This window comes from Streptomyces sp. NPDC020681 (genome assembly GCF_044334895.1).
Classification (GTDB): Bacteria; Actinomycetota; Actinomycetes; order Streptomycetales; family Streptomycetaceae; genus Streptomyces.
The window spans coordinates 188,413-210,596 of record NZ_JBIRTX010000004.1 but is presented as its reverse complement, the minus strand read 5'-3'; the positions used below and the strand labels follow the sequence as shown (position 1 = coordinate 210,596).

Here is a 22,184-nt window from a genome sequence, read left to right as displayed (position 1 = left end):
AGTTCCTTTCCCGGTGGGACGGAGAGACGTGTATGCGCGCGGCCTCCCGCAATGCCGGAATTGGCGCGGTGAGAGCCGGGAGCACTATTGGCGGCGCGCCTCGAAGACACCTGGAGACCGGACAGAACACGGCGCCGCCCAGCGGTGCTCGGCAGCGGTCCATTGATCCTCGAGTGGATCTTGAGTGGCGTCCGGTAGCCATGAATCAGCTCCGTGCCGGTGACGGCCGGGGCTGGAAGTGTTGCCGAGCCGGCCACGGCCGGGGGGACGGAGCATGGCATGGAGTTGGGACTGACCGGCAAGGTCGTGCTGCTCACCGGTGGCAGCGGCGGTATCGGCCGACCGCTCGCGCGCTCCTTCGGCCGCGAGGGCGCCAAGGTGGCGCTCACCTATCTGCGGCGTGCCGACGCCGCCAAGGAAGTGGCCGCCTCGATCGAGGAGGCCGGCGGCGAGGCGCTGCCGGTGCAACTCGATCTCACCGACCGGGAGTCCATCGACGCCGCGGTCGGCCAAGTGGTCGACCGGTGGGGCGGGATCGATGTGCTGGTCGTCAACGCCTCGGCGACCGGCGGGCCGAATCCGAAGCCCGTCGGCTTCGAGGAGATCTCCTCCGACGTCTGGCTGCCGCTGCTGCGCAGCGAGATCGAGGGCGCGTTCCACACGGTGCAGTCGGTGCTTCCGGTGATGAAGTCCGGTGGCTGGGGCCGCATCGTGTTCATGTCCGCGAGCATCGTGCACCGCGGACGCAAGGGCGAAGAGGCGTACACCGCGAGCAAGGCGGCGCTGCACGGGCTGAGCCGCACGCTGGCCACCGAGCTGTTCTCGGACGGCATCTTCAGCAATGTGGTGGCCCCCGGGCCCACGGTCACCGAAGGACTGCTCGGCAAGCTGCCGGACGCTCTCAAGGCGCGTATCGCGGACGTCGCTCCCGAGGAGGCCAAGCGCCTGCTCAACGAGGGCATGCCGCATCTGCGGTTCTCCACGGTCGACGACGTCAACAACACGGTGCTGTTCCTGGCCTCGGCGGCCAACGGAAACATCACCGGGAATGTGATCAACGTCGACGGCGGCCACTGATCGCCCGCGGCGCGAGCCGTTCGCGACCGCTCCCGAGGACAGTGCCGCCGTCCGCACAATCCGTGCCGACGCGAAGGCGACAGGAGGTCACGAGTGACGTTCTCCCCGCTCGGCGCGCTGCGCCGGCTGAACCCCTTTCACTGGTCCGCCGGCCTGGTCATCCGGGGCATGGCGGAGCTGCGCATCGCCGACCAGCTGGCCGAGAAGCCGCGTACGGCGTCCGAGCTGGCCGCCTCGATCGGCGCGCACGAGCCGAGCCTGACCCGCTTTCTGCGCGTGTGCGAACTCCATGAACTCATCGCCCCGGTCGCTCCCGACCGCTGGCAGCTGACCGAGGCCGGTGAACTGCTGCGCTCCGACGTGCCGTCGCTGCGCGGATTCTCCATCGCGGTCAACGCGCCCGGAATGACCCGCCCTTGGGAGCGGATCGCCGATGTGGTGCGTACGGGCGAGCCGGCCACGCAGGCGGTGTGGGGCATGGACCACTGGGAGTACTACGCCGCCAATCCCGAGGAGGCGCGCAGTTATGCCGAGACCTCGGCGTCGCTGTCCCTGGAGGCGGCGGACGCGTTGGTGGCCAGCTACGACTTCGCCGCCGCCGAGACGGTCGTCGATGTCGGCGGCAGTCCCGGCACCGTACTCGCCAGGCTGCTGACGGAAGTTCCGGCGGCCCGCGGAGTGCTGGTCGATCTCGACTGGGCCGTGCCGTACGCCGAGGAGACCCTCGGCGCCTTCGCGGGCCGGACGGAGATCGTCGCCGGTGACTTTCTGCGCGAGGTGCCCGCGGGCGGCTCGCACTATCTGCTCAAGAACGTGCTGTGCGATCTCGACGACGCACGCGCCGCGCGGCTGCTGGCCAACTGCTTCAAGGCCACACCCGCGGGGAGCCGGCTGCTGCTCCTGGACTGGGAGTACACCGAGCACTCCTCGCACGTCCACGCCAATGACGTGGAGTTCATGGTGCTGACCGGTGGCCGGGCCCGTACGGCATCGGAGTACGAGGACCTGCTGGCCGCGGCCGGTTTCGGTCCGGCCAGGCGACTTCCGCTGGCCGGCCATGAACGGGCCCCGATCGTGTTGCTCGAATCCGTCCGCCCCTGAGGCCGGAGGAGAATCAGAGGTGGTTTGTGATGACCAGTGAAGTGACGGCAGGTCAGGTTCCCGCGTGCGAGGGCGCTCCGGTGATAGGGCCGCCGCCGGCCCAGGCGGTCGCCGAACTCGGCTGGGGCATGTGGGCCAGCGCCACCGTGCAGGCCGCGGCCCAACTGGGCCTGGCGGACGCGGTGAACGACGCCCCGATCACGGTGGAGGAGCTGGCGAAGGCCGTCGGCGCGGATGCCTCCGCGCTCACCCGGCTGATGCGGGCGCTCGTCGGCTTCGGCATCTTCCGTCAGGAAGGTCCCGGCCGGTATTCGCACAGCGAGGCCTCGCGGGCGATGCGTTCGGACGCTCCGGCGTCGCTGACCGACATCATGCTGACCGGCGGAAGCTGGGGCTGGGCGATGTGGGGCAAGCTCGCCGAGAGCGTCCGCAGCGGCAACTGCGCCTTCCAGGAGACATACGGCAAGGACCTGTTCACCTATTTCCACGAGGACGACAACGCCGCGGGCGAGCAGTGCCTGCGCGGATACGCGGCGCAGTCCCAGGCGATGAACCCGGGTGTCGTCAAGGCGCTCGATCTGAGCGGAGTCTCGACCTTCTGCGACGTCGGCGGCGGCCACGGCAGCCTGGTGCGCAGCCTGTTGGAGGGCAACCCGCACGTCAACGCGGTGCTGTACGACCGGCCCCACGCGATCGACGCGGCGCTGCCGGAGCTGCGCAAGGGCGGTTCGCTCGGTGACCGATGTGAGCTGGAGATCGGCGACTGCTTCGAGCGGGTGCCAGCCGCGGACGTCCATCTGATCCGCCAGGTGCTGCACATGTGGGAGGACGACGCCTGCAACACGGTGCTGCGCAACTGCGTGGCGGCCGGGCACTCCGGCGGCCGGGTGGTGCTTCTGGAGCAGCTCGTCGCGGATCCGCCGGAGACGCCGTGGGACGCGCTGATGGATCTGCACATGCTGCTGGTGATGGGCGGCTGGGAACGTACGGCCGACGAGTACAAGGTGATGTTCGAACGGGCCGGTATGGAGTTCGCCGGAGTCACGCCCACGGGTACGCCGCTGCGTCTGATCGAGGGCAGGATCCCCTAGTGAACGCCTTATCCGGGTTCATGGAGTGCGACGTGGTGGCCGGTGCATCCTTCGGGGCGCACCGGCCGCCTTGCGGTAGGTCCTGTCCGGTCGATCGGGCCGGATCAGCGAGCGGGGTCTGGTGCGTGCAGCTGCAAGGCGGAGGAGGGGGACGACGCGGAGCGTCGGCGACTGACGACAACGCGGCAGATGGGCGTGCCAGGGCACGCGAGCCCGGCCTGATCGACCGGACAGGACCTCATCATTTCTTCACGCGGCCGGCGGACCGCAGTTTCGCGGTCTCCTCCTGGGTGAGCGGGGCGGCGCCGCGCATGAACTCCACGACGGTGCGCAGCTCGTCGTCGCGGTACTTCTCGGACAGCTGGACGAGCGAGGTCGCGAGTCCTTCGAAGAGCGGGAAGATCTGCGCCTCGAGGTTGGGCAGCGGGGTCACGATGACCCGCCTGCGGTCCTTGGGGTCCTTGTCCCTGCGGACGAAACCGGCGTTTTCCAGCCGGTCGATCACGCCGGTGATCGCGCCGGTGGTGACGCCGTTCTCCTCGGCCAGCTGCCCGGCGGTCATGGGGCCCCGCTGGACCAGGGCGCCGAGGCAGTTGAGGTCCAGAACGCTCACCTTGAGGCGGTCGGCGACCGCCTGCTGGAAGAGCACCGAGCGGGACACCAAGTTGCGCAGCTCCCGGTCGAGTTCGCGCACCAGTGCCTCGCGGCCGCCCTCGCTTGACATGTGTCCCGCCTTCCGTATCATCTAGCCAAGTGATTCTCTTAGCGACTAAGATACTCTCATCGAGAGATTTTTAGCCGCTGACCTACTCGCTCAGTTTAGTACCGGGCGATTCCCCACCGGACGCAGTGAAGATCACCGAAAGGTCGCATCATGTCCGAGTCCCCTGCCGTACAGGCAACCGCCGCCGGGGCTGATCCACAGCGCAAGAAGGCGCTCATCGTGGTGCTCTTCGCGGCGTTCATGGATCTCCTCGACTCCACGATCGTCAATATCGCCATCCCGCCGATCCAACGGGACCTGGGCGCAAGCTACTCGGCGGTCCAGTGGGTCGTCGCTGCGTATCTGCTGTCCTTCGCCGTGCTGCTCATCCTCGGCGGCCGGCTCGGCGACATGTACGGGCGCAAGAAGCTGTTCCTCATCGGCGTCGCCGCCTTCACGGTCACATCGGCGCTGTGCGGCATGGCCCAGAGCCCGGAGATGCTGATCGCCTCACGTGCCCTGCAGGGCGCGTCCGCGGCGCTGATGGTGCCTCAGGTGCTGTCCATCATCACCGCCACCTTCCCGCCGAAGGAGCGCGGCGCGGCACTCGGCGCCTTCGGCGGCGTCGCGGGCCTGGCCACGGTCGGCGGGCCGATCGTCGGAGCGGTACTGATCAACGCCGACTTCTTCGACCTCGGCTGGCGGGTCATCTTCCTGCTGAACATCCCGGTCGGGATCGCGCTGCTGGCCGCCGCCTTCATGGTGGTACGGGACTCCAAGTCGCCGCAGCCCATCAAGCTCGACGTCGTCGGCACCACGCTGGTCACGCTCGGCCTTCTGCTGCTGCTGTTCCCGCTGGTGCAGGGCCGTGAATCGGGCTGGCCGGCCTGGGCGTTCGTCTCGATGGTCGCCTCCGTGCCGGTGCTGGTCGTCTTCGCGCTGCACCAGAAGCGGCGGCACGCCACCAGCGGTTCGGCGCTGATCCTGCCGGGGCTGTTCCGCAGCCGCTCGTTCTCCGCGGGCCTGGTGGCGAACATCGTCTTCTTCGCCGTGGTCATCGGGCACTTCCTGATCTTCATCATCTTCCTGCAGACGGGCCTCGGCTTCTCCACGCTGCGGGCGGGTCTGACCGGTCTGCCGTGGTCCTTCGGCGTCAGCTTCGGCGCGGCGTTCTCGGCCACCGTGCTCACCGCCAAGCTCGGCCGGAAGGTACTGGTCATCGGCGCGGTGCTGCTGGCGGCCGGTCTGTACGGAATCTCGCTGACCATCGACTGGCGCGGCGAGGAGATCGGTTCCTGGTGGCTGCTGCCCACGCTGCTCGTCGGCGGCCTGGGAATGGGCATGATCATCGCCCCGATCCTGGACTTCATCCTCTCCGACGTGCCGCCCGAGCACTCCGGCTCCGGATCCGGTGTGGTCAACGCCGTCCAGCAGGTCGGCGGGGCCATCGGCATCGCCGTCATCGGCGCGATCTTCCTCGGCTTCCTCGGCGGAGCCGCGGACAGCGCCACCAAGGACGTCACACCACAGCTGCGGGCCGGTCTGGAGAAGGCCGCGGTGGCCGAGGCCCAGCAGGGCGAGATCACCGCGAGCTTCACCCAGTGCTTCGCCGACCGCACCTCCGCGGCCGACCCGTCCGAGACGCCGAAGAGCTGCGAGGCGCTGGACTCCGCGCAGGGCGCGGCCGTTCAGGCCGCGATCGGCGAAGCGGCGCAGGACGCACGGCGGATCGCCTTCAGCACCGCGCTGCAGCGCACGATCCTCGCGCAGATCGGCCTGGTCGCCATCGTCTTCCTGCTGATCTTCCTGCTGCCGCGCAAGGCGCAGCACCACGAGGAGACGTTCGAGGACGACGAGGAGGCCGGAGCCGGGACCGAGGTCCCCGGCCAGGCGTCCGCCCAGCCGTCCCCGCAGAGCACGTCCTGATCCGCCCCACCTCGGGGTCCCGCGGCACGGTCCGCGGGACCCCTCCACCCCCGTCGAGGAGGTCAATCCCATGTCGGAACAGAACACGGAGCAGGTGCAGGTGCTGATCGTCGGCGGCGCGGTCGTCGGACTGTCCACCGCGCTGTTCCTCGCCCGCAAGGGCATCCGCACCCTGCTGGTCGAGCGCCACCCCAGTGCCCTGCTGCATCCGAGGGCCCGGGTCATCAACCCCCGTACCGTCGAGGTCTACCGGTCCGCGGGACTCGAAGAGGCGATCTTCGCAGACCGGTCCCTCACCTCCGATCTCAGCGTCAAGCTCATGGTCCGCGCCGAGAACCTCGCCGGGCCCGAGATCTTCTCCGCACCCATGCAGGACGAGGCTCCGGAACTCAACTCCGACGTCACGCCCGTCACTTGGTGCTCCATCGACCAGGACAAGCTGGAGCGCATCGTGGCGGCCCGGGCCGCCGACGAGGGCGCCGACATCCGCTGGTCGACCGAGCTGGTGTCGTTCGAGCAGACCGAATCCAAGGTCACCGCCGTGATCCGCGACACCGTCACCGGTGAGGAGCGCACCGTCCACGCCGACTATCTGGTGGGCGCGGACGGCAGCCGCAGCGCCGTGCGGGAGCGGCTCGGCATCGCCGCCGAGGGGCCCGGCACCCTGGTGCACACCGTGAGCGTGGTGTTCAAGGCGGATCTGACCGGTCCGCTGCGCGGCCGGGACCTCGGCCTCGGCTACTTCGACCAGCCCGACTCCGGCACGCTGCTGATGCCGCTGGACGGTTCGCGCTGGGTGTTCTACACGCCGTACCACCCGGAGAAGGGCGAGCGGCTCGAGGACTTCGACGAGGCCCGCTGCATCGAGGCCATCCGCGCCGCCGTCGGCGTGCCGGACCTGCATGTCGAGGGCCTGGAGGTGCAGATCGACAAGACCGGCGAGAAGATCCTCGGCTTCGAGATCGCGGCCCAACTGGCCGAGCGGTACGGCGAAGGCCGGGTCTTCCTGGTCGGCGACGCCGCCCATTCCATGCCGCCCACCGGCGCGTTCGGCGCCAGCACCGGAATACAGGACGCGCACAACCTGACCTGGAAGCTGGCCGCCGTGCTCGACCGCACCGCGGGCGAAGGACTGCTCGACACGTACGAGGCGGAGCGGCGGCCCGTCGGCCGGTTCACCATCGACTACGCACTCGCCGAACTGCAGGGCCGCTCGGCGACCGACGGACACGAGGACGGCCAGCAGGTCAGCTACGCCGCCGCCATCCTCGGCTACCGCTACACCAGCGGAGCGCTCCTTCCGGAGCAGGGCGAAGAGCAGGCGCCGCCCGCGACCGACCCGCGCCGGCTCGGCCGCCCCGGCACCCGCGCACCGCATCTCGCGCTGCGCCGCGACGGCAAGGAGCTGTCCGTACTCGATCTGTTCGGCGAGTCGCTGGTGCTGCTCACCGGGCCCGACGGCACCGGCTGGGAGCACGCGGCGGGACCCGCCGCACAGCGGCTCGGCGTCGACCTCGACGTCCACCGGATCGGCAACGGCGTCGCGCCCGCCGGCCCGGACGACTCCTGGTCGGCCGCCTACCCCGTGGGCCCCGACGGAGCGGTGCTGGTGCGGCCCGACGGATTTGTGGCCTGGCGCAGCGACGGCGCTGCCGCCGAGCCCCAGCAGGAACTCGAAAAGGTCCTGGGCCAGGTGCTCGACCGGCTGGTGTGAACCACGCAGGTGTCAGACGAAAGGATTGATCCACCATGGCCAAGGACCAGGAACAGAAGTTCAGCGAGGTTCTGGGAGCGGTGACGACGGGGCTGCTGAAGTTCGTCGGAGGAGCGTCCGAACTCACCCTCGCCGCCGAGGAGAAGAACAGCGAGGACCTGTACCGGGCGCGGTTCGCCGGGCTGGTCCCCGAAGTGCACACCGCCGCCGGCGTGGTGACCGTGCGGTACCCGCGCCGGCTGCACCCCTTCACCTTCCGCAAGCACAACGGACAGCTGACGGTCAACGCGTCCGTGCCGTGGGCGGTGGAGATCGACGGCGGCGCGGGACGCGTCACCGCCGATCTGTCCTCGCTCCAGCTGACCCGCCTCGAACTCGGCGGCGGCGCCAGCCATGTCTCCGTCGTGCTGCCGAGGCCGAGCGGCACGGTGCGCGTCCGGATCGGCGGCGGGGCCAGCAATGTGACGCTGCGCCGGCCGCACGACGTGGCGGCCCGGGTTTCGGTCAGCGGCGGCGCGTCCCATCTGACCCTCGACAACCAGCATCTGGACGCCGTCGGCGGCGGCCTGGATCTGACCTCCCCGGACTACGAGACCACGGAGGACCGCTACGACATCGAGGTCGTCGGCGGCGCAAGCTCACTCACCGTCGATCGCCCCTGACAGTCCCTCACAGCAGGGACACCGGAGAACTCTCATGTATCTGACCCTTTCGAGGCTGGATTTCATCCTGGGCCTCGTCCTGTTCCCCGCGTGGCTCGCCGCGGCGTTACTGGTGCGACGGCAGGCCGGCCGCCCGACTGCCGGAAAGATGCGGCGCACCGCACGCATCGCCCTCGCACTGCTCGTCCTCGCACTGCTGGTCACCGTCGGCAGGGTGGTCGGCTTCGTCCAACTGGCCGCCATGGACTGGGTGTTCGTCGCCGACCGGCGGGCGCTCACCATCCTGGTCCTGCTGCTGCCGGGCGTCCTCGCCACGGTCGTACTCACGCTGCCGAAGGTGGTCTCCGCGGCCAGGCGGAGTGTGGACGACCGTGACGCGCGGGTGCCCGTCGCTGAGCATGCGCGGGCGGCCTCGGTGCGCACAGTGCTGCCGCCGCAGATCGCCGCCGTCGGCGCGCTGGGCGGATTCTTCGAGAAATTCCTTCCGCCGCACCGCTCCACGCTGCTGAACCTCGCGGTGGGCCTCGGCCTGCTGGTTCTGCTCGGCGCGCTGCTCACCTGGCGCGCCAGGGGCCGGGCAGCCCGGCTGGCGAGCGGTGTCATCTCGGTGCAGCGCTCGCGCGGCCGGGCCTGGGGCGTACGCCTGGGCACCACGGTCGTCGCGCTCGGCGCCGTCTTCGGCCTGGTCACCTTCGGGCTGAGTAGCAGCAAGCTGCCGGGCACGTTCTCGATGATGCAGGGCGAGCCCGACTACGGCGGCGGCCCGGCCGGCGGCCACAACCACATCGCCGGCGGACCGCAGATGCACGGCGGCTCCGGTGTCGCAGCGCCCGTGAGCGTCGACTCGCTCAAGGGCCCGCGCCAGGGCAAGCCGGACCGGGTCTTCAACCTCACCGCGCAGGAGAAGGAGGTGAAGCTGGCATCCGGCAGGACCTTCACAGCATGGACGTACAACGGGCAGATCCCCGGCCCCGAACTGCGCATGAAGGAAGGCGAGCTGGTCGAGATCCGGCTCACCAACAAGCTGCCCGGCGAGATCCCGGTCACCGTCCACTGGCACGGCGTGGACGTCCCCAACGGTGAGGACGGAGTGGCCGGAGCCACCCAGGACGCGGTGCAGCCGGGTCAGTCGTACACCTACCGGTTCAAGGTGGAGGAGTCCGGCACCCGTTGGTACCACTCGCACCAGCAGGCGTCCGAGCAGGTCAAGCGCGGTCTGTTCGGTCCGCTGGTGATTGAGCCGGCGGAGCAGCCGCGCCCCGTCGACCAGGACGTCACCGTCGTCGCCCACGACTGGGAGACGCCGCAGGGCACGTTCCCGGCGTTCGGCACCTCCGACAAGCTCGAGCGGCGCACCGCGAAGGCGGGCGAGAAGGTCCGGCTGCGGGTGGTCAACTCCAGCAACCTCACCAAGTCGTTCGGGCTCAACGGAGTCCCGTTCAAGGTCAGCGCGCTGGACGGCACCGACATCAACAAGCCCGGCGAGCTCAAGGACGAGCTCCTCGTGGTGGGCGGCGCCCAGCGCGTCGACGTCGAGTTCACCATGCCCGCCTCACCGGTCCGGCTCACGGACACGGCGGCGGCCGGCGCGGGAATCCTCTTCTCGCCGGACGGCAAGGGCGAGCTCGAACCGAAGCTGGACGGACCGGAGTTCGACCTGACCGGCTACGGCGAGTCCGCCACCACGCCTTTCACCGCGGACACCAAGACCCAGCGCAGCTTCAAGCTGGTCTTCGACGACTGGCTGGGCTTCTACAACGGCAAGTTCGGTCTGCGCCAGACCATCAACGGCAAGGTGTTCCCGGACGCGCCGATGCTGATGGTCAAGGAGGGCGATCTGGTCCGCACCACGTTCATCAACCGCGGTGAGGAGGACCATCCGATCCATCTGCACGGCCACCACATGCTGGTGCTGAGCAAGGACGGCAAGAAGACCACCGGCAGCCCGGTCTGGCTGGACACCATCAACGTCCGGCCCGGCGAGAAGTGGGAGGTCGCCTTCAAGGCCGACAACCCCGGGATCTGGATGGACCACTGCCACAACTTCGTCCACACCGGTCTCGGCATGGTGATGCATCTGACGTACGAGGGCGTCACCACTCCGTACGCGGTCGGCGGAGACAAGCACAACCGGCCTGAGTGACCTCCGGTCCAGGCCGAAGGCCCGGCCCCGAAAGGGGGCCGGGCCTTCGGCGTACGCGGTGTGCGTGGAGCTCAGCGGCGCTCGTCGAGGAACGAGGTGTTGTGCTTGCCGTCGCGGAAGACCGGGTCGGCGAGCACGTCCCGCAGCAGCGGAATCGTGGTGTGCACCCCCGGCCCCGCGACGCGGAACTCGGCAAGCGCCCGGTCCATCCGGTCCAGGGCCTGGCCGCGCTCCGGCGCCCAGGTGATCACCTTGGCGAGCAGCGAGTCGTACTGGGACGGCACCCGCCAGCCCGAGTAGCCGTGCGTGTCCACGCGGACGAAGGGCCCGCCGGGCGGCACGAACTCCTCCAGCGTGCCCGGGCACGGCGCGAAGTTGCGGGCCGGGTCCTCGGCGTTGACCCGGCACTCGACCGCCGTGCCGCGCGGCACCAGGTCCTGCTGGCGGTAGCCGAGGGCCTCGCCGGCGGCGACCCGGATCTGCTCGCGCACCAGGTCGACGCCGAACACGGCCTCGGTCACCGGGTGTTCGACCTGGATGCGGCAGTTCATCTCCATGAAGGAGAAGCCCTCGTCGTGGACGAGGAACTCGAAGGTGCCCGCGCCGGTGTAGCCGACCGCACGGGCGCCGCGCACCGCCGCCTTGGCCATGGCCTCGGACAGTCCCGGGTGCAGCCCGGGCGCCGGGCTCTCCTCGATGAGCTTCTGGTGCCGGCGCTGTACGGAGCAGTCGCGTTCGCCGAGATGCAGCACCGAGCCATGGCCGTCGGCCAGCACCTGCACCTCGATATGGCGGGCGCTGTCGCAGAACCGCTCCAGATAGACGCGGTTGTCGCCGAAGACGGCCTGTGCCGTGGCCCGGGTCTGGCGGTAGGCGGGCAGCAGGTCGCAGGACTGCCGTACGACGGTCATGCCCCGGCCGCCGCCGCCCGCGGCCGCCTTGATGATCAGCGGATAGCCGATGCGGTTCGCGAGGTCGGTGGCCTCGGTGGCGCTGTCCACGGTGCCCGGGCTGCCGGGCAGCACCGGAAGCCCGGCGTCCGTCATCAGCGCACGTGCCACGGCCTTGTCGCCGAGCCGGGAGAGGACTTCGGGCCTGGGGCCGATGAAGACAAGGCCGTTGTCGGCGCAGATCTCGGCGAAGTCGGGATCCTCGGAGAGGAAGCCGTAGCCGGGGTGGACGGCGTCCGCGCCGGTGCGCAGCGCGGCCTCGATCACCGCGGGCGCGGACAGATAGCTCTTGCGCGGCGCGCCGGGGCCGATCTGCACGGCGACGTCGGCGGCCCGTACATGGGCGCTGTCCTGGTCGGCGGTGGAGTGGACGGCGACGGTGCGGATGCCCATCTCGCGGCAGGACCTGATGACGCGCAGGGCGATCTCGCCCCGGTTGGCCACCAGGACGGTGTCGATGGCCACGGTCAGTCCTCCTTGTCGCCGCGGTAGTCCGTCGGGTCGAGCAGCACGAGCGGCTGTCCGTACTCGACGGGCTCGCCGTCCTGGATCAGCACCTCGACGACCTTGCCGGGCCGGGTGGCCTCGAGCGGGTTCATCAGCTTCATCGCCTCGATGATGCCGAGCTGCTGGCCGATCTCGACATGGTCGCCGACCTGGACGAACGGCGGTGCGCCCGGTGCGGGAGCGGCGTAGAACGTGCCGACCAGCGGGGCGCATTCGCGGAATCCGTCGAGCGACTCCTCTTCCTCGCGGGCCGGCGCGGCGGTGGCCGAGAGGGCTCCGGGGCCGCTCTGGCCCTCGTCCCATTCGACCTCCACGCTGGCCGCGCCCAGTGCCACCCGTACCCGGCGGGGGTGGCTCGGTCCGACCCGTACGACCTCCGCGATGGAGCGGCAGATGTCGGTGAGGGCCAGCCCACTGGTGTCGTAGTCCAGTCCGGCGAGCGGGTCGCCGGACCCGTTTCGCACGCTGTCCTTGGTGACTTCGGTCATCGGTCTCTCTCCGTAGTGCCTGCCGTTGCGGATGCGCCTGTCGATGTCTGCAGATGCGCGCCGTCCGCCAGGCCGAAGGCGCGGAAGCGGGCCCGGCGCGAGGTGGGTTCATTGGTGCCGCGCAGTTCGCGCAGCGCCACGACGACCGCCCGGCGTACCGCGTCGCTCATCCGGGTGGTGTCGAGATGGCCGCCGCCCTCCGGCTCCGGGATGACGCCGTCGACGACTCCCAGGCGCAGCAACGAGGCCGCGTCGAGAGCGAGTTCGTCGGCGGCGACGGCGGCTTCGGCGGCGTTCTTCCAGAGGATCGCGGCGCAGCCTTCGGGGCTGATCACCGAGTAGGTGGCGTTGGCGCACAGCAGCACGCGGTCGGCGACGCCGAGCGCGAGTGCGCCGCCGCTGCCGCCTTCGCCGGTCACCACGGCCACCACGGGCACGGGCAGCGAGCCCATCAGCCGCAGGTTCTCGGCGATGGCGTTGGACTGGCCGCTCTCCTCGGCGGTGAGGCCCGGGTAGGCGCCGGGAGTGTCGATGAGAGTGACCACGGGGATGCCGAGCTTGGCCGCGAGCCGCATCAGCCGGGCGGCCTTGCGGTATCCGGCGGGCGACGGCATGCCGAAGTTGCGGCCGACGAGTTCGGCGGTGTTGTGGCCCTTCTGGTGTCCGATCACCATGACCGGCAGTCCGTCGAGCCGGCCGATGCCGCCGACGATCGCGGTGCACTCCTCGCCGGCGCGGTCGCCGTGCAGTTCGACGAAGCCGTCCAGCCAGTAGCCGATGTGCTCCAGCGCGGTGGGCCTGCCCGCCTCGCGGGCGAGCTGCACGCACTCCCAGGCCGGCAGCTGGTCGAGGAGCTGGCTGTCCCGGACGACCGGGTCCTCCTCGCCCGTGCCCCAGGCGGCGCCGGGCATTTCGGTGGCCGCCAGCAGCCGGCTGAGCCTGGCGCGCAGTTCGGTGCGCTGCCAGACGTCGTCCACCAGGCCGTGTTCCAGCAGAAATTCGGCGGTCTGGAAGCCGGGCGGGAGCTTTTGGCGGATGGTCTGCTCGATGACCCGCGGCCCGGCAAAGCCCATTCGCGCGCCGGGCTCGGCGACGACCACGTCGGAGAGCGTGGCGAAGGATGCCGCGACCCCGCCGTAGGTCGGGTCGGTGACCAGCGTGACGGTGAGCAGTCCCGCCTCGTCGAGTTCGGCGAGCGCGTTGCTGGTCTTGGCCATCTGCATCAGGGACAGCGCGCCCTCCTGCATGCGCGCGCCGCCCGAGGCGGTGACGATCAGCAGCGGCGTGCGGTCCTTGAGCGCGGTCTCGGCGGCGGTGGTGATGGCCTCTCCGGCGGCGACGCCGAGGCTGCCGCCGAAGAAGCGGAAGTCCATGACGGCGGCCACCAGCGGCCGTCCGTCGATCCGGCCGCGCACCACCAGCACCGAGTCGCGCTGGCCGGTCTTGCGGCGGGCCTGGTCGAGGCGTTCGCCGTACGGCCGCTGGTCGACGAAGTCCAGGGGGTTGTTGAGGGTCTCGGGCACGGAGACCGGCTGTGCCGTGCCGCCGTCGAAGAGCTGTCGGATCCGGCTCGGGGCGTCGAGGCGGGCGTGCGCGCCGCACTCGGGACAGACCTGCAGCAGCCGTATGTAGCGTTTGCCGTAGACCAGGGAACGGCACTGGGAGCAGGTCACCCAGGCCGCCGGCTCGCTCTCCGCGGCGGTCCTGGCCGGTCGTGCGGTGGTGGTCATCGGAACTTGCCCTTCAGTAGGACGCATCGCCTCAGTAGGACGCATCGACCTCGTAGATGCCGAACGGCACGGCGAGCCGGGTGTCTCGGTACGGACGCAGAGGCGCGGTGTCCTCGCGGTGCCCGTCGCCCTGCTCCCAGCGCTGGAATGCGGCGAGGTCCACCCAGCGGCTCACCACGATCAGGGCCGTGGGGTCGGCCGGCGAGCGCAGCAGTTCGTTGCCGAGCATCCCGGGGACCGCCGCCAGCCGCTTGCTGACCAGGTGGTACGCCGCGCGCACCGCCTGGAGCTGCTCCTCGTCGTGGGCCGCCTGGTAGACCAGCACCCGCACTTCACCGGGCATCCGCGGACGCCTTGCCCTCGATGTGCGTGACGACGCGCATGGTGTGGAACTCGCCGCCGCGGCGGTAGGGGTGGAGCTTGGCGCGGTGTTCCAGATGGGCCGGGCTCTCCTCGAACGCGCGGAACCGCGGCTCGTCGACCCAGTCGCTGATGATGTAGTAACTGCTCTCCGCGTCCGTTGCCTTGGAGAGCCACTGGCCGAGGTTGGCGGGGTGGCCGGTGACGGCGTCGGTGCCGGCCAGCCACTCGCGCTCGAACTCCGCCTCGCGTCCCGGCTCGATGTCCATGCGCAGCAGTACCCGGAAGACGGTGGAGGACATCAGGAGATCCCTCCGTCCACGCTGATCGTCGCGCCGGTGACATAGCGGGCCAGATCGCTGGCGAGCCACAGGATCGCGCCGGCGACCTCGTCCGGTGTGCCGAGGCGGCCGAGTGCCGTCTTCGCGCTGTACCGCTCGATCATCAGCTTCTGCTGGTCCTCGGGCAGCGCGTACAGGTTCTCGGTCTCCACCACACCGAGCGCGACGATGTTGAACCGGATGCCGCGGCCGCCGAACTCCTTGGCCAGCGAGCGGTTCAGACCGGCGATCGCGGCCTTGGTGGCGGTGTAGTGGGAGCGCAGCGGTATGCCGGCGTCGACGGCCTTCGATCCGATGCTGATGACGGACGATCCGGCGTCGAGCAGCGGCAGGGACTTCTGGACGACGAGATGGGAGCCGGTGAGATTGGTGTCGACGATGCGCCGCCACTCCTCCAGCGACAGGGATTCGTACGGTATGTGGCTGATGGCGCCCGCGTTGTTGACCACCAGGTCGAGGTGTCCGTACTCGGTACGGGCGTGCTCGATCAGGGCGGTGACGTCCTCCGGGTAGGCGATGTCGGCGCGCACCACATGGTGTGCTCCGCCCGTCTCCTTGAGTTCGTTCTCCAGCGAGGCCACCGCCTCGCTCTCCTGCCGGTAGCAGGTGAGCACATCGACGCCGGCCTCTGCCAGCGCCCGTACGATTCCTCGGCCCACCCCTCGGGTGCCGCCGGTGACCAGGGCTTTCTTGCCCCTGAGGCCGAGATCCATGGTTTCCTCCGTAAGCATCGTCTGAGCCTTAGAGCAGCAGGGCGAGCGCCGTGCAGTTGACGAAGAGGGCGAGCACGGTGATCACGCTGCGCCGCTGGTTCCACGCGCCCCAGTTCCAGCGCGGGTCGTTCGCCTCGAAGTCGTCGGGCAGATTGTCCGGATCGAGGGTCTGCACCCACTTGTTGACCGGGACGTTCTTGGTGAGCGAGATGGTGACCGTGATGGCGGCGAGCACGGCCCCGACGATGAACAGGGCGCGCACCGGCGCGTCGGGCGCGATCACCGCCAGCACGACATCGCCGATCAGCGTGCCGAGCAGGCACAGCGGCATCGCCGGGTCGTAGCGGGTGGCGAAGAAGGCGTGGGCGTGGACATAGCGGTCGGCCGGCAGCGCCGCGAGCAGTGGCCAGCCGCCGAGCTGGGTGCCGAACAGCACTCCGGCCGCAAGCCCGTTGAGCAGCACGACCACCGGGACCAGGAAGGCGAGCACCTGCTTCCTCCTAGCCCGCCGCGGTCCGGCTCGCCGCCGCGGCCTCGACCTTCTGCTTGATGAGGTTCATCTGGACGGCCGTGTTGCGGTTGAGGTGTTCGGTCATGCCGGAGTCGCTGGCCGGTGCCTCGGGCTTCATGTGGAAGTCCTGGACCCAGCGCATCCGCACGCCGTCCTTCTCCTGGATGTACTCCCAGTAGATGCGCATGAATTCGAAGGGACCGGTCTCGACGCGGTGCGCGTGCACGGTCCTGGCTTCCGCGTCGGGGATCCGCCGCGAGACCCAGCTCCAGACATTGCCGTCCTCGTCCGGGTGCATGGTCAGCCGGAAGGTGACCTCGGAGCCCTTCTCCTCGAGCACCTCGACGGAGGCGTACTCGCTGAAGAGCTGCGGCCAGCCCTTCAGATCGTTGGTGATGTCCCAGACCAGATCCATCGGGGCGTCGATCACAATGCTGTTGTCGGTGTGGCCCGCCATGGTGGCCTCCTCCCGGATTGCCGGATAGTCGGTGTGCCTGTGTGGTGTCAGCCGGCCCGCCCGACGACGAGCGCGGCGTTGAAGCCGCCGTGGCCGCGGGCGACGACGAGCGCGGTGTTCAGTTCCTTGCGGCGCGGTTCGCCCAGGACGAGGTCGATCTCGTACCGGGGCGCCGGTGCGCTGGGTCCCACGGTGTGCGGGACGATCTGGTCGCGCAGGGCGAGCAGCGCGGTGGCGACGTCGAGCGCCGCCCCTCCCCCGTACAGCCGGCCGGTCAGCGTCTTGGGTGCGGTCACCGGGACGGCGCGCGGGCCGAACACTTCGGTGAGCGCCTCGGCTTCGGCGAGGTCGTCGCCGGGGACGCCGAAGGCGTCGGCGAAGACGACGTCCACGGCGGCCGGTTCGACTCCGGCGTCCGCGAGGGCGGCGGCGATGGTACGGCGCAGGGCCGGCGGGCGCTCCGATCCCGGTGCCGGGTCGAAGCCGGCCGCGTACCCGAGGATCCGGCCGTAGATCTGCTGGGCGCCGCGGGCTTCCGCGGCCTCGGCGCTCTCCACGAGCAGCATCGCGCCGCCCTCGCCGGGCAGATAGCCGGATGCCTCGGAGTCGAACGGCAGATAGGCGCGCGCCGGGTCGGGCACGGTGGACAGCCGGCCCGTGGAGAGCTGCGCGGTCAGGCCGTACGGGCACAGCGACGCGTCGGTCCCGCCGGTGACGACGAGCCGCGAGCCACCGCGGATCAACCGCCGCGCCTGGCCGATGGCGTCGAGCCCGCCGGCCTGTTCGCTGCAGATGACGCCGCACGGGCCGCGCAGTCCGTGCCGGATGGAGACCTGGCCGGTGGTGGCGGCGTAGAACCAGGCGATCGACTGATAGGCGCCGACCCAGTCCGGGGCGTGCTGGTAGAGGCGTTCCATTTCCTGCTGGCCGAATTCGGTGCCGCCGGACGAGCTGGCGGTCACCACGGCGAGTTCGTACTCGGGCAGTTCGGCCGGGACCACGTCGGCGTCGTTGATCGCCGCCTCGGCGGCGGCGAGACCGAGATGGGTCCAGCGGTCGGTCTGCTGGATCAGCCGGCTCGGGACCTGTTCCTTGGCGACGAAGTCCGGCACCTCACCGGCCAGTCGCACCGGATAGGTCGACGGGTCGAAGCGGCTGATGCGTCCGATGGCCGTCTTGCCGGCGAGTACGGAGGCCCAGTGGGCCTCGGCGGTGAGCCCGGTCGGCGCGACGACGCCGAGGCCGGTGACGACCGGGGCCTGTGCAGCGGTGGTACTCACCGTCAGCTCCTCCCGTTTTCGACCACGCCCGGGCGGGCCAGCAGCATGGCGCTCTGGAAGCCGCCGAAGCCGCTGCCGACGCTGAGCACCACGTCCATCCGGTGCTCGCGAGCGGTCACCGGCACATAGTCCAGATCGCACTCCGGGTCGGAGGTCCGGAGGTTGGCGGTGGGCGGCACGACCTGGCGGTCCAGCGCGAGTGCGCAGGCCGCGACCTCGATGGAGCCGATGGCGCCCAGGGAGTGGCCCACCATCGACTTGATCGAGCTGACCGGCACGTCGTAGGCGTGCTCGCCGAGCGAGCGCTTGAAGGCGGCGGTCTCGTGGCGGTCGTTCTGCTTGGTGCCGGAGCCGTGGGCGTTGATGTAGTCCACGGCGGTCGGCGCGAGCCTGGCCTGGTCGAGGGCCACCTTGATCGCCTCGGCCATCTCGCGTCCATTGGCCTTGAGGCCGGTCATGTGGAAGGCGTTGCTGCGTCCCGCGAAGCCGACGAGCTCGCCGTAGATCCGGGCGCCGCGGCGCTGCGCGGCCTCCTTCTCCTCCAGGACCAGCACGGCCGAGCCCTCGGCGAGCACGAACCCGTCGCGGTTCTGGTCGAACGGCCGCGAGGCGTGCTCGGGGTCGTCGTTGCTCGGCGAGGTGGCCTTGATGGCGTCGAAACAGGCCGAGGTGATCGGAGAGAGCGGCGCGTCGGTCGCGCCCGCGAGCACGACGTCGGCGGTGCCTTCCTCAATGAGCTGGATGGCATGGCCGATGGAGTCCAGTCCTGAGGTGCAGCCGGTGGAGATCAGCGCGACAGGTCCTTCGGCGCCCACCTCCCACGCCACTTCGACGGCGAGCGTGCTCGGCACCATGTATCCGTACAGATGCGGCACGCCATAGGTGTGGTCCACCAGCCAGTGTTTGCCGGCGTCGCTGAGCAGGACGTACTCCTCCTCCAGGCCCATGGTGCAGCCGACGGCGCTGCCGATGCTGACGCCGATGCGCTCGGGAGGAGTGTTCGCGAAGTCGTATCCGCTGTCCGCGACGGCCTCCCGCGTGGAGACCACCGCGAACTGCGCGGCCCGGTCCATCCGCCGCACCTGGCGCGGCGAGAGTCCCGCTGCCACCGGGTCGAAGTCGGCCTCGGCGGCCACCTGGGACCGGAAGGAACTCGGGTCGAAGAGCGAGATTCTGCGGGTCGCGGTGCGTCCGGCGGACAGCAGGTCCCAGAAGGCCTCCCGGCCCACCCCGCCCGGCGCCACCACCCCGATCCCGGTGATGACGGCGCTGCGGCTCACGCGGCACCGCCCACCTGAGGATTGGGCTCCTGCGGCCGCTGAACCTCTTCGATGTCCACGTGCCCGAGCTCGGGACGCGGCGCGAGCGGGGAGAGATGGAACGCGGCGTGCGCCGTCTCCGTGCCCGTGTTGACCAGTCGGTGGCGTACTCCGATGGGTACCAGCAACGAGTCGCCCGGCCCGAGGCTGATGGGCGTCCCGTCCAGGGTCATCTCCAGTTCCCCGGAGACGACATGCAGGAACTCCTCGGAGTACGGGTGATAGTGCGTCGTTATGAAGTCGCCCGGTTCCAGGCTCAGCACTCCGCCGAAACCGGAGGTGCACCCCACGGTCTTGGGGCTGAGCGTCGTCCGGATGTCCCCGCCGCGCCGAGTGTTGTGCTCGACCTCGTCGGCGTGGACCCGGACGGTCCGCGTGATCTCGGTGGTCACTGCCCGCCTCCTCAACAGCCTGTTCTCCAGCGCCGATACGTTCGCAGCCGTACCTACAGGGCGGCTCGAAGCCGCGTTGACGCAAAAGCGACGGAAACGCGTCCTCGGCCCGGCGGAGAACCGGTGTACTCGCGCTCAAGCACCGAGCGAGCGGGGTGCGGCGTGATGTCTGACGGGGGGTGTCTTTGGGATCAGGCCGGATCAGTGAGCGGGGTCTGGCGTGGTGCATCGCAAGGCGGAGGAAGGAGCCGACGCGGAGCGTCGGCGACTGACGACAACGCAGCGAGGTGCCGTGCCAGGGCACGCGAGCCCGGCAAGATCCCAAAGACACCCCCCAGACTCGCCCACCGAAGGAGCTGTCATGCCGTTCGCCGCGATCACCTATGACATCAAGGCCGGTTACGAGAAGGAGCTCACCGAGATCTTCGGCAACTTCCGCCGGGTGGGGTCTCCTGTCGTCAAGCGCGAGGAAGGCGGCGAGACGGCCCGGATTCTGTCCACCGCCGTCTTCATCCGCGACGACACCATGGTCCGCGTCATCGAGTACGAGGGCGATCTGGACGCCATCGCACGGCACATGGCCACCCAGCCCGGGGTCCGCGAGGTCGAGGAGAAGCTCGCTCCTTATCTGACCAGGCCGCGGGAGACGGACACCGTCGAGGGTTTCGTGGCCACGTTCAAGCGGTCCCTGCTCACCTGCATGGCGCAGATGTCCGTACGTGACGCGGCGGCACCGTCCGCCAACTGAGGGAGAACTCGTGCTCAACCGCAGGCAGTTACTCAGAAGAGGCGCGGCCGTCGGGCTGCTGGCCGCGGCGCCCGCCGGACTGATCGTGGGCGGGCGGCCCGGCAAAGCCGTCGCCGCCGCCACCGATCCGTTCACGGTGCCGCTGACGGTGCCGAAGCCGCTGCGGCCGATGCGGCTGGCCGGCCACGATCTGTACCAGCTGGCGACGCGGGAAGCGGAAGTGACGATCCTGCCGGGCACCCGGACCAGGATCCGCGGCTTCAACGGCGCGCTGGCCCCGCTGATCGTGGCCCGCCGGGACCGTCCCGTACTGGTCGAGCTGAGCAATCGGCTGGCCGAGCCGTTCGCGCTGCATCTGCACGGCGGCCATGTCCCGGTGCGCTCCGACGGCCATCCCCGGGACCAGATCGAACCGGGCGAGCGGCGCAGCTACTTCTATCCGAACACGCAGCGCGCGTCGACGCTGTGGATGCACGACCACACGCATCACGCGCACGCGGAGAGCATCTACCGCGGTCTCGCGGCGACCTATCTCCTCACCGACCGGTTCGAGGAGGGACTGCCGCTGCCCAAGGGGCAGTACGACGTGGTGCTGCAGCTGCGGGACGCCAAGTTCGACGGCGGCGGAGCCTTCGTCTACGACATGCACAAGCCGGAGGACCGGCCGACGATCCTGGTCAACGGCCGTCCCAAGCCGTACTTCGAGGTGGCGGCCCGCAAGTACCGGCTGCGGCTGGTGAACACCGCCAATGAGCGCGGCTTCTTCCTGCGGCTGAACGACGGCACGCAGGCCGGCGGCGAGCTGGTGCACATCGCGACCGACGGCGGACTGCTGCCGGCACCCGCGCCGACCGGTGCGCTGGGGCTGTGGCCCGGCGAGCGCCAGGAGGTCGTCGTCGACTTCTCCCGCTATCCGGTGGGCAGCAAGCTGGTGCTGGAGAATCTGGCCGCGTTCGAGGGCGAGACGCCGGAGGTCATGCGCTTCGACGTGGTGCGCACGGCGGCCGACCCGAGCTCGGTGCCGCCAGCCCTGCGTCCGGCGCCGGACCTCGGCACACCGCAGGTGCGGCGGGATCTGCATCTCGCCTTCGACCCGGCGAGCGGTGAACATCTCATCAACGGCAAGGCGTTCGACATCAACCGGATCGACATCCGTCCGCGGCTGAACGTCACGGAGGTGTGGACGATCCGCAACACCGACTCGCTCGGCATACCGCACTCGATCCATCCGCATCTGGAGCAGTTCCGGGTGCTGAGCCGGGACGGGCGGGCTCCGGGACCGGACGAGGCCGGGCTGAAGGACACGATCACGGTGATGGCCGGGCAGTCCGCGGAGATCGCGCTGCGGTTCACCGACTACACCGGGCCGTACATGTACCACTGCCACATGCTGGGCCATCAGATGATGGGCATGATGGGCCAGATGGAGATCGTCGGCTGAGACCGGCACAGCGAACGGCCCTGTACGGATTTTCCGTACAGGGCCGTTTCGCATGTTCCGTACAGGGCCGTTTCACAGCGCGGTGACCGCCACGGCGTTGAGCGCCAGGGCCAGCACCGCGAGCAGCGTGCGGAGCAGATGCCAGCGCCGCCACAGCGGTCGCGGGTCCTCCCAGTCCGCGGGCAGCTCGTCCGGGTTCTCCACGGACTTCACCCGGCGGTTGATCGGGACATTGCACAGATGGGACACGGCGGAAACGCCGAGCAGCAGTACCGCGGCGGCGCCGAACAGGCTCTGGGCCGCGCCGTCGTCGGCGGTCAGGGCGAGCACCGCGGCGAGCAGCGTGGTGGTGAGGACGACGACCGGCATGGTCGGGTCCCAGTTGCGGCCCAGCAGTTTGTGCGCGTACACGTAGGTGCCCGTCTCCATGGCGAAGAGCGCCGGGAGGACGCTCAGCGCGACGGCGAAGAGCACGCCCGCGGTGAGACCGCTGCCGAGGAGAACCGCTGTCCCCAGCACCTCGGTCATGA

At 70.0% G+C, this 22,184-nt stretch carries 22 protein-coding genes; 9 read left to right on the top strand and 13 right to left on the bottom strand.

What is annotated here, in order from left to right; translation table 11 throughout:
* Positions 1-279 precede the first annotated feature (279 nt).
* The 3 genes from ACH4YL_RS11115 to ACH4YL_RS11105 all read left to right on the top strand — a co-directional run bounded on the left by ACH4YL_RS11115 (position 280) and on the right by ACH4YL_RS11105 (position 3,269).
* A complete protein-coding gene (locus tag ACH4YL_RS11115) occupies positions 280-1,077 on the top strand; it encodes an SDR family NAD(P)-dependent oxidoreductase (RefSeq protein WP_398506944.1) in 798 nt (265 codons plus the stop codon).
* Positions 1,078-1,170: 93 nt separating this feature from the next.
* On the top strand, positions 1,171-2,178 hold the full coding sequence (locus tag ACH4YL_RS11110) for a methyltransferase (protein WP_398506942.1): 1,008 nt from the start codon (positions 1,171-1,173) through the stop codon (positions 2,176-2,178).
* A gap of 29 nt (positions 2,179-2,207) precedes the next feature.
* On the top strand, positions 2,208-3,269 hold the full coding sequence (locus ACH4YL_RS11105; protein ID WP_398506940.1) for a methyltransferase: 1,062 nt from the start codon (positions 2,208-2,210) through the stop codon (positions 3,267-3,269).
* A 241-nt stretch (positions 3,270-3,510) separates the two neighbouring features.
* Here the strand turns inward: ACH4YL_RS11105 and ACH4YL_RS11100 are convergent, their stop codons facing one another.
* Positions 3,511-3,993, bottom strand: coding sequence for a MarR family transcriptional regulator (locus ACH4YL_RS11100; RefSeq protein WP_398506938.1), 483 nt, complete (start codon positions 3,991-3,993; stop codon positions 3,511-3,513).
* 150 nt (positions 3,994-4,143) lie between these two features.
* On the opposite strand from ACH4YL_RS11100, the gene ACH4YL_RS11095 reads away from it, so the two are divergent.
* The 4 genes from ACH4YL_RS11095 (at position 4,144) to ACH4YL_RS11080 (ending at position 10,417) form a co-directional block, all read left to right on the top strand.
* Positions 4,144-5,898: an MFS transporter gene (locus tag ACH4YL_RS11095; protein ID WP_398506936.1), complete on the top strand. Its 1,755-nt coding sequence runs from the start codon at positions 4,144-4,146 to the stop codon at positions 5,896-5,898.
* Positions 5,899-5,968: 70 nt separating this feature from the next.
* The gene (locus ACH4YL_RS11090) at positions 5,969-7,612 is read left to right on the top strand and encodes an FAD-dependent oxidoreductase (protein ID WP_398506934.1); all 1,644 of its coding nucleotides are present in this window, start codon (positions 5,969-5,971) and stop codon (positions 7,610-7,612) included.
* Positions 7,613-7,647: 35 nt separating this feature from the next.
* Positions 7,648-8,274 carry a hypothetical protein gene (locus ACH4YL_RS11085; RefSeq protein ID WP_398506933.1) on the top strand — a complete coding sequence of 209 codons (627 nt, stop codon included), beginning with the start codon at positions 7,648-7,650 and terminating at the stop codon, positions 8,272-8,274.
* Positions 8,275-8,308: 34 nt separating this feature from the next.
* Positions 8,309-10,417, top strand: a complete 2,109-nt coding sequence (locus ACH4YL_RS11080) for a multicopper oxidase family protein (protein ID WP_398506931.1) — start codon at positions 8,309-8,311, stop codon at positions 10,415-10,417.
* A gap of 71 nt (positions 10,418-10,488) precedes the next feature.
* Here ACH4YL_RS11080 and ACH4YL_RS11075 read toward each other — a convergent pair whose 3' ends face one another.
* Genes ACH4YL_RS11075 through ACH4YL_RS11025 form a run of 11 tightly spaced genes read right to left on the bottom strand, consistent with a single transcriptional unit; the run spans position 10,489 to position 19,465 of the window.
* Complete coding sequence (locus ACH4YL_RS11075; RefSeq protein WP_398506929.1) at positions 10,489-11,832, bottom strand: acetyl/propionyl/methylcrotonyl-CoA carboxylase subunit alpha; 1,344 nt, start codon at positions 11,830-11,832, stop codon at positions 10,489-10,491.
* A 2-nt stretch (positions 11,833-11,834) separates the two neighbouring features.
* The gene (accB, locus tag ACH4YL_RS11070) at positions 11,835-12,362 is read right to left on the bottom strand and encodes an acetyl-CoA carboxylase biotin carboxyl carrier protein (protein WP_398506927.1); all 528 of its coding nucleotides are present in this window, start codon (positions 12,360-12,362) and stop codon (positions 11,835-11,837) included.
* The gene (gene accD, locus ACH4YL_RS11065) at positions 12,359-14,092 is read right to left on the bottom strand and encodes an acetyl-CoA carboxylase, carboxyltransferase subunit beta (RefSeq protein ID WP_398506925.1); all 1,734 of its coding nucleotides are present in this window, start codon (positions 14,090-14,092) and stop codon (positions 12,359-12,361) included. Before accD ends, accB begins: the two co-directional genes overlap by 4 nt.
* Before the next feature lie 31 nt (positions 14,093-14,123).
* The gene (locus tag ACH4YL_RS11060; RefSeq protein WP_398506923.1) at positions 14,124-14,435 is read right to left on the bottom strand and encodes an antibiotic biosynthesis monooxygenase family protein; all 312 of its coding nucleotides are present in this window, start codon (positions 14,433-14,435) and stop codon (positions 14,124-14,126) included.
* A complete protein-coding gene (locus ACH4YL_RS11055; RefSeq protein ID WP_398506922.1) occupies positions 14,425-14,754 on the bottom strand; it encodes an antibiotic biosynthesis monooxygenase family protein in 330 nt (109 codons plus the stop codon). The genes ACH4YL_RS11060 and ACH4YL_RS11055 overlap by 11 nt, the downstream gene beginning before the upstream one ends.
* Positions 14,754-15,506, bottom strand: coding sequence for an SDR family NAD(P)-dependent oxidoreductase (locus tag ACH4YL_RS11050; RefSeq protein ID WP_398507332.1), 753 nt, complete (start codon positions 15,504-15,506; stop codon positions 14,754-14,756). Before ACH4YL_RS11050 ends, ACH4YL_RS11055 begins: the two co-directional genes overlap by 1 nt.
* A 28-nt stretch (positions 15,507-15,534) precedes the next feature.
* On the bottom strand, positions 15,535-15,996 hold the full coding sequence (locus ACH4YL_RS11045) for an anthrone oxygenase family protein (protein ID WP_398506920.1): 462 nt from the start codon (positions 15,994-15,996) through the stop codon (positions 15,535-15,537).
* A 10-nt stretch (positions 15,997-16,006) separates the two neighbouring features.
* Positions 16,007-16,474 (bottom strand): SRPBCC family protein, encoded by a 468-nt coding sequence (locus ACH4YL_RS11040; protein ID WP_398506918.1) that lies wholly within the window; start codon positions 16,472-16,474, stop codon positions 16,007-16,009.
* Positions 16,475-16,521: 47 nt separating this feature from the next.
* The gene (locus tag ACH4YL_RS11035) at positions 16,522-17,754 is read right to left on the bottom strand and encodes a ketosynthase chain-length factor (protein WP_398506916.1); all 1,233 of its coding nucleotides are present in this window, start codon (positions 17,752-17,754) and stop codon (positions 16,522-16,524) included.
* Between the two features lie 2 nt (positions 17,755-17,756).
* Entirely contained in the window at positions 17,757-19,034 is a 1,278-nt protein-coding gene (locus ACH4YL_RS11030; RefSeq protein WP_398506914.1) for a beta-ketoacyl-[acyl-carrier-protein] synthase family protein, read from the bottom strand.
* Positions 19,031-19,465, bottom strand: coding sequence for a cupin domain-containing protein (locus tag ACH4YL_RS11025; protein ID WP_398506912.1), 435 nt, complete (start codon positions 19,463-19,465; stop codon positions 19,031-19,033). The genes ACH4YL_RS11030 and ACH4YL_RS11025 overlap by 4 nt, the downstream gene beginning before the upstream one ends.
* 361 nt (positions 19,466-19,826) lie before the next feature.
* Between ACH4YL_RS11025 and ACH4YL_RS11020 the strand changes: the two genes are divergently transcribed.
* Complete coding sequence (locus ACH4YL_RS11020) at positions 19,827-20,213, top strand: SchA/CurD-like domain-containing protein (protein ID WP_398506911.1); 387 nt, start codon at positions 19,827-19,829, stop codon at positions 20,211-20,213.
* 10 nt (positions 20,214-20,223) lie between these two features.
* Positions 20,224-21,654, top strand: a complete 1,431-nt coding sequence (locus ACH4YL_RS11015; RefSeq protein WP_398506910.1) for a multicopper oxidase family protein — start codon at positions 20,224-20,226, stop codon at positions 21,652-21,654.
* A gap of 72 nt (positions 21,655-21,726) precedes the next feature.
* Here ACH4YL_RS11015 and ACH4YL_RS11010 read toward each other — a convergent pair whose 3' ends face one another.
* On the bottom strand, positions 21,727-22,182 hold the full coding sequence (locus tag ACH4YL_RS11010) for an anthrone oxygenase family protein (protein ID WP_398506908.1): 456 nt from the start codon (positions 22,180-22,182) through the stop codon (positions 21,727-21,729).
* Positions 22,183-22,184: the final 2 nt, after the last annotated feature.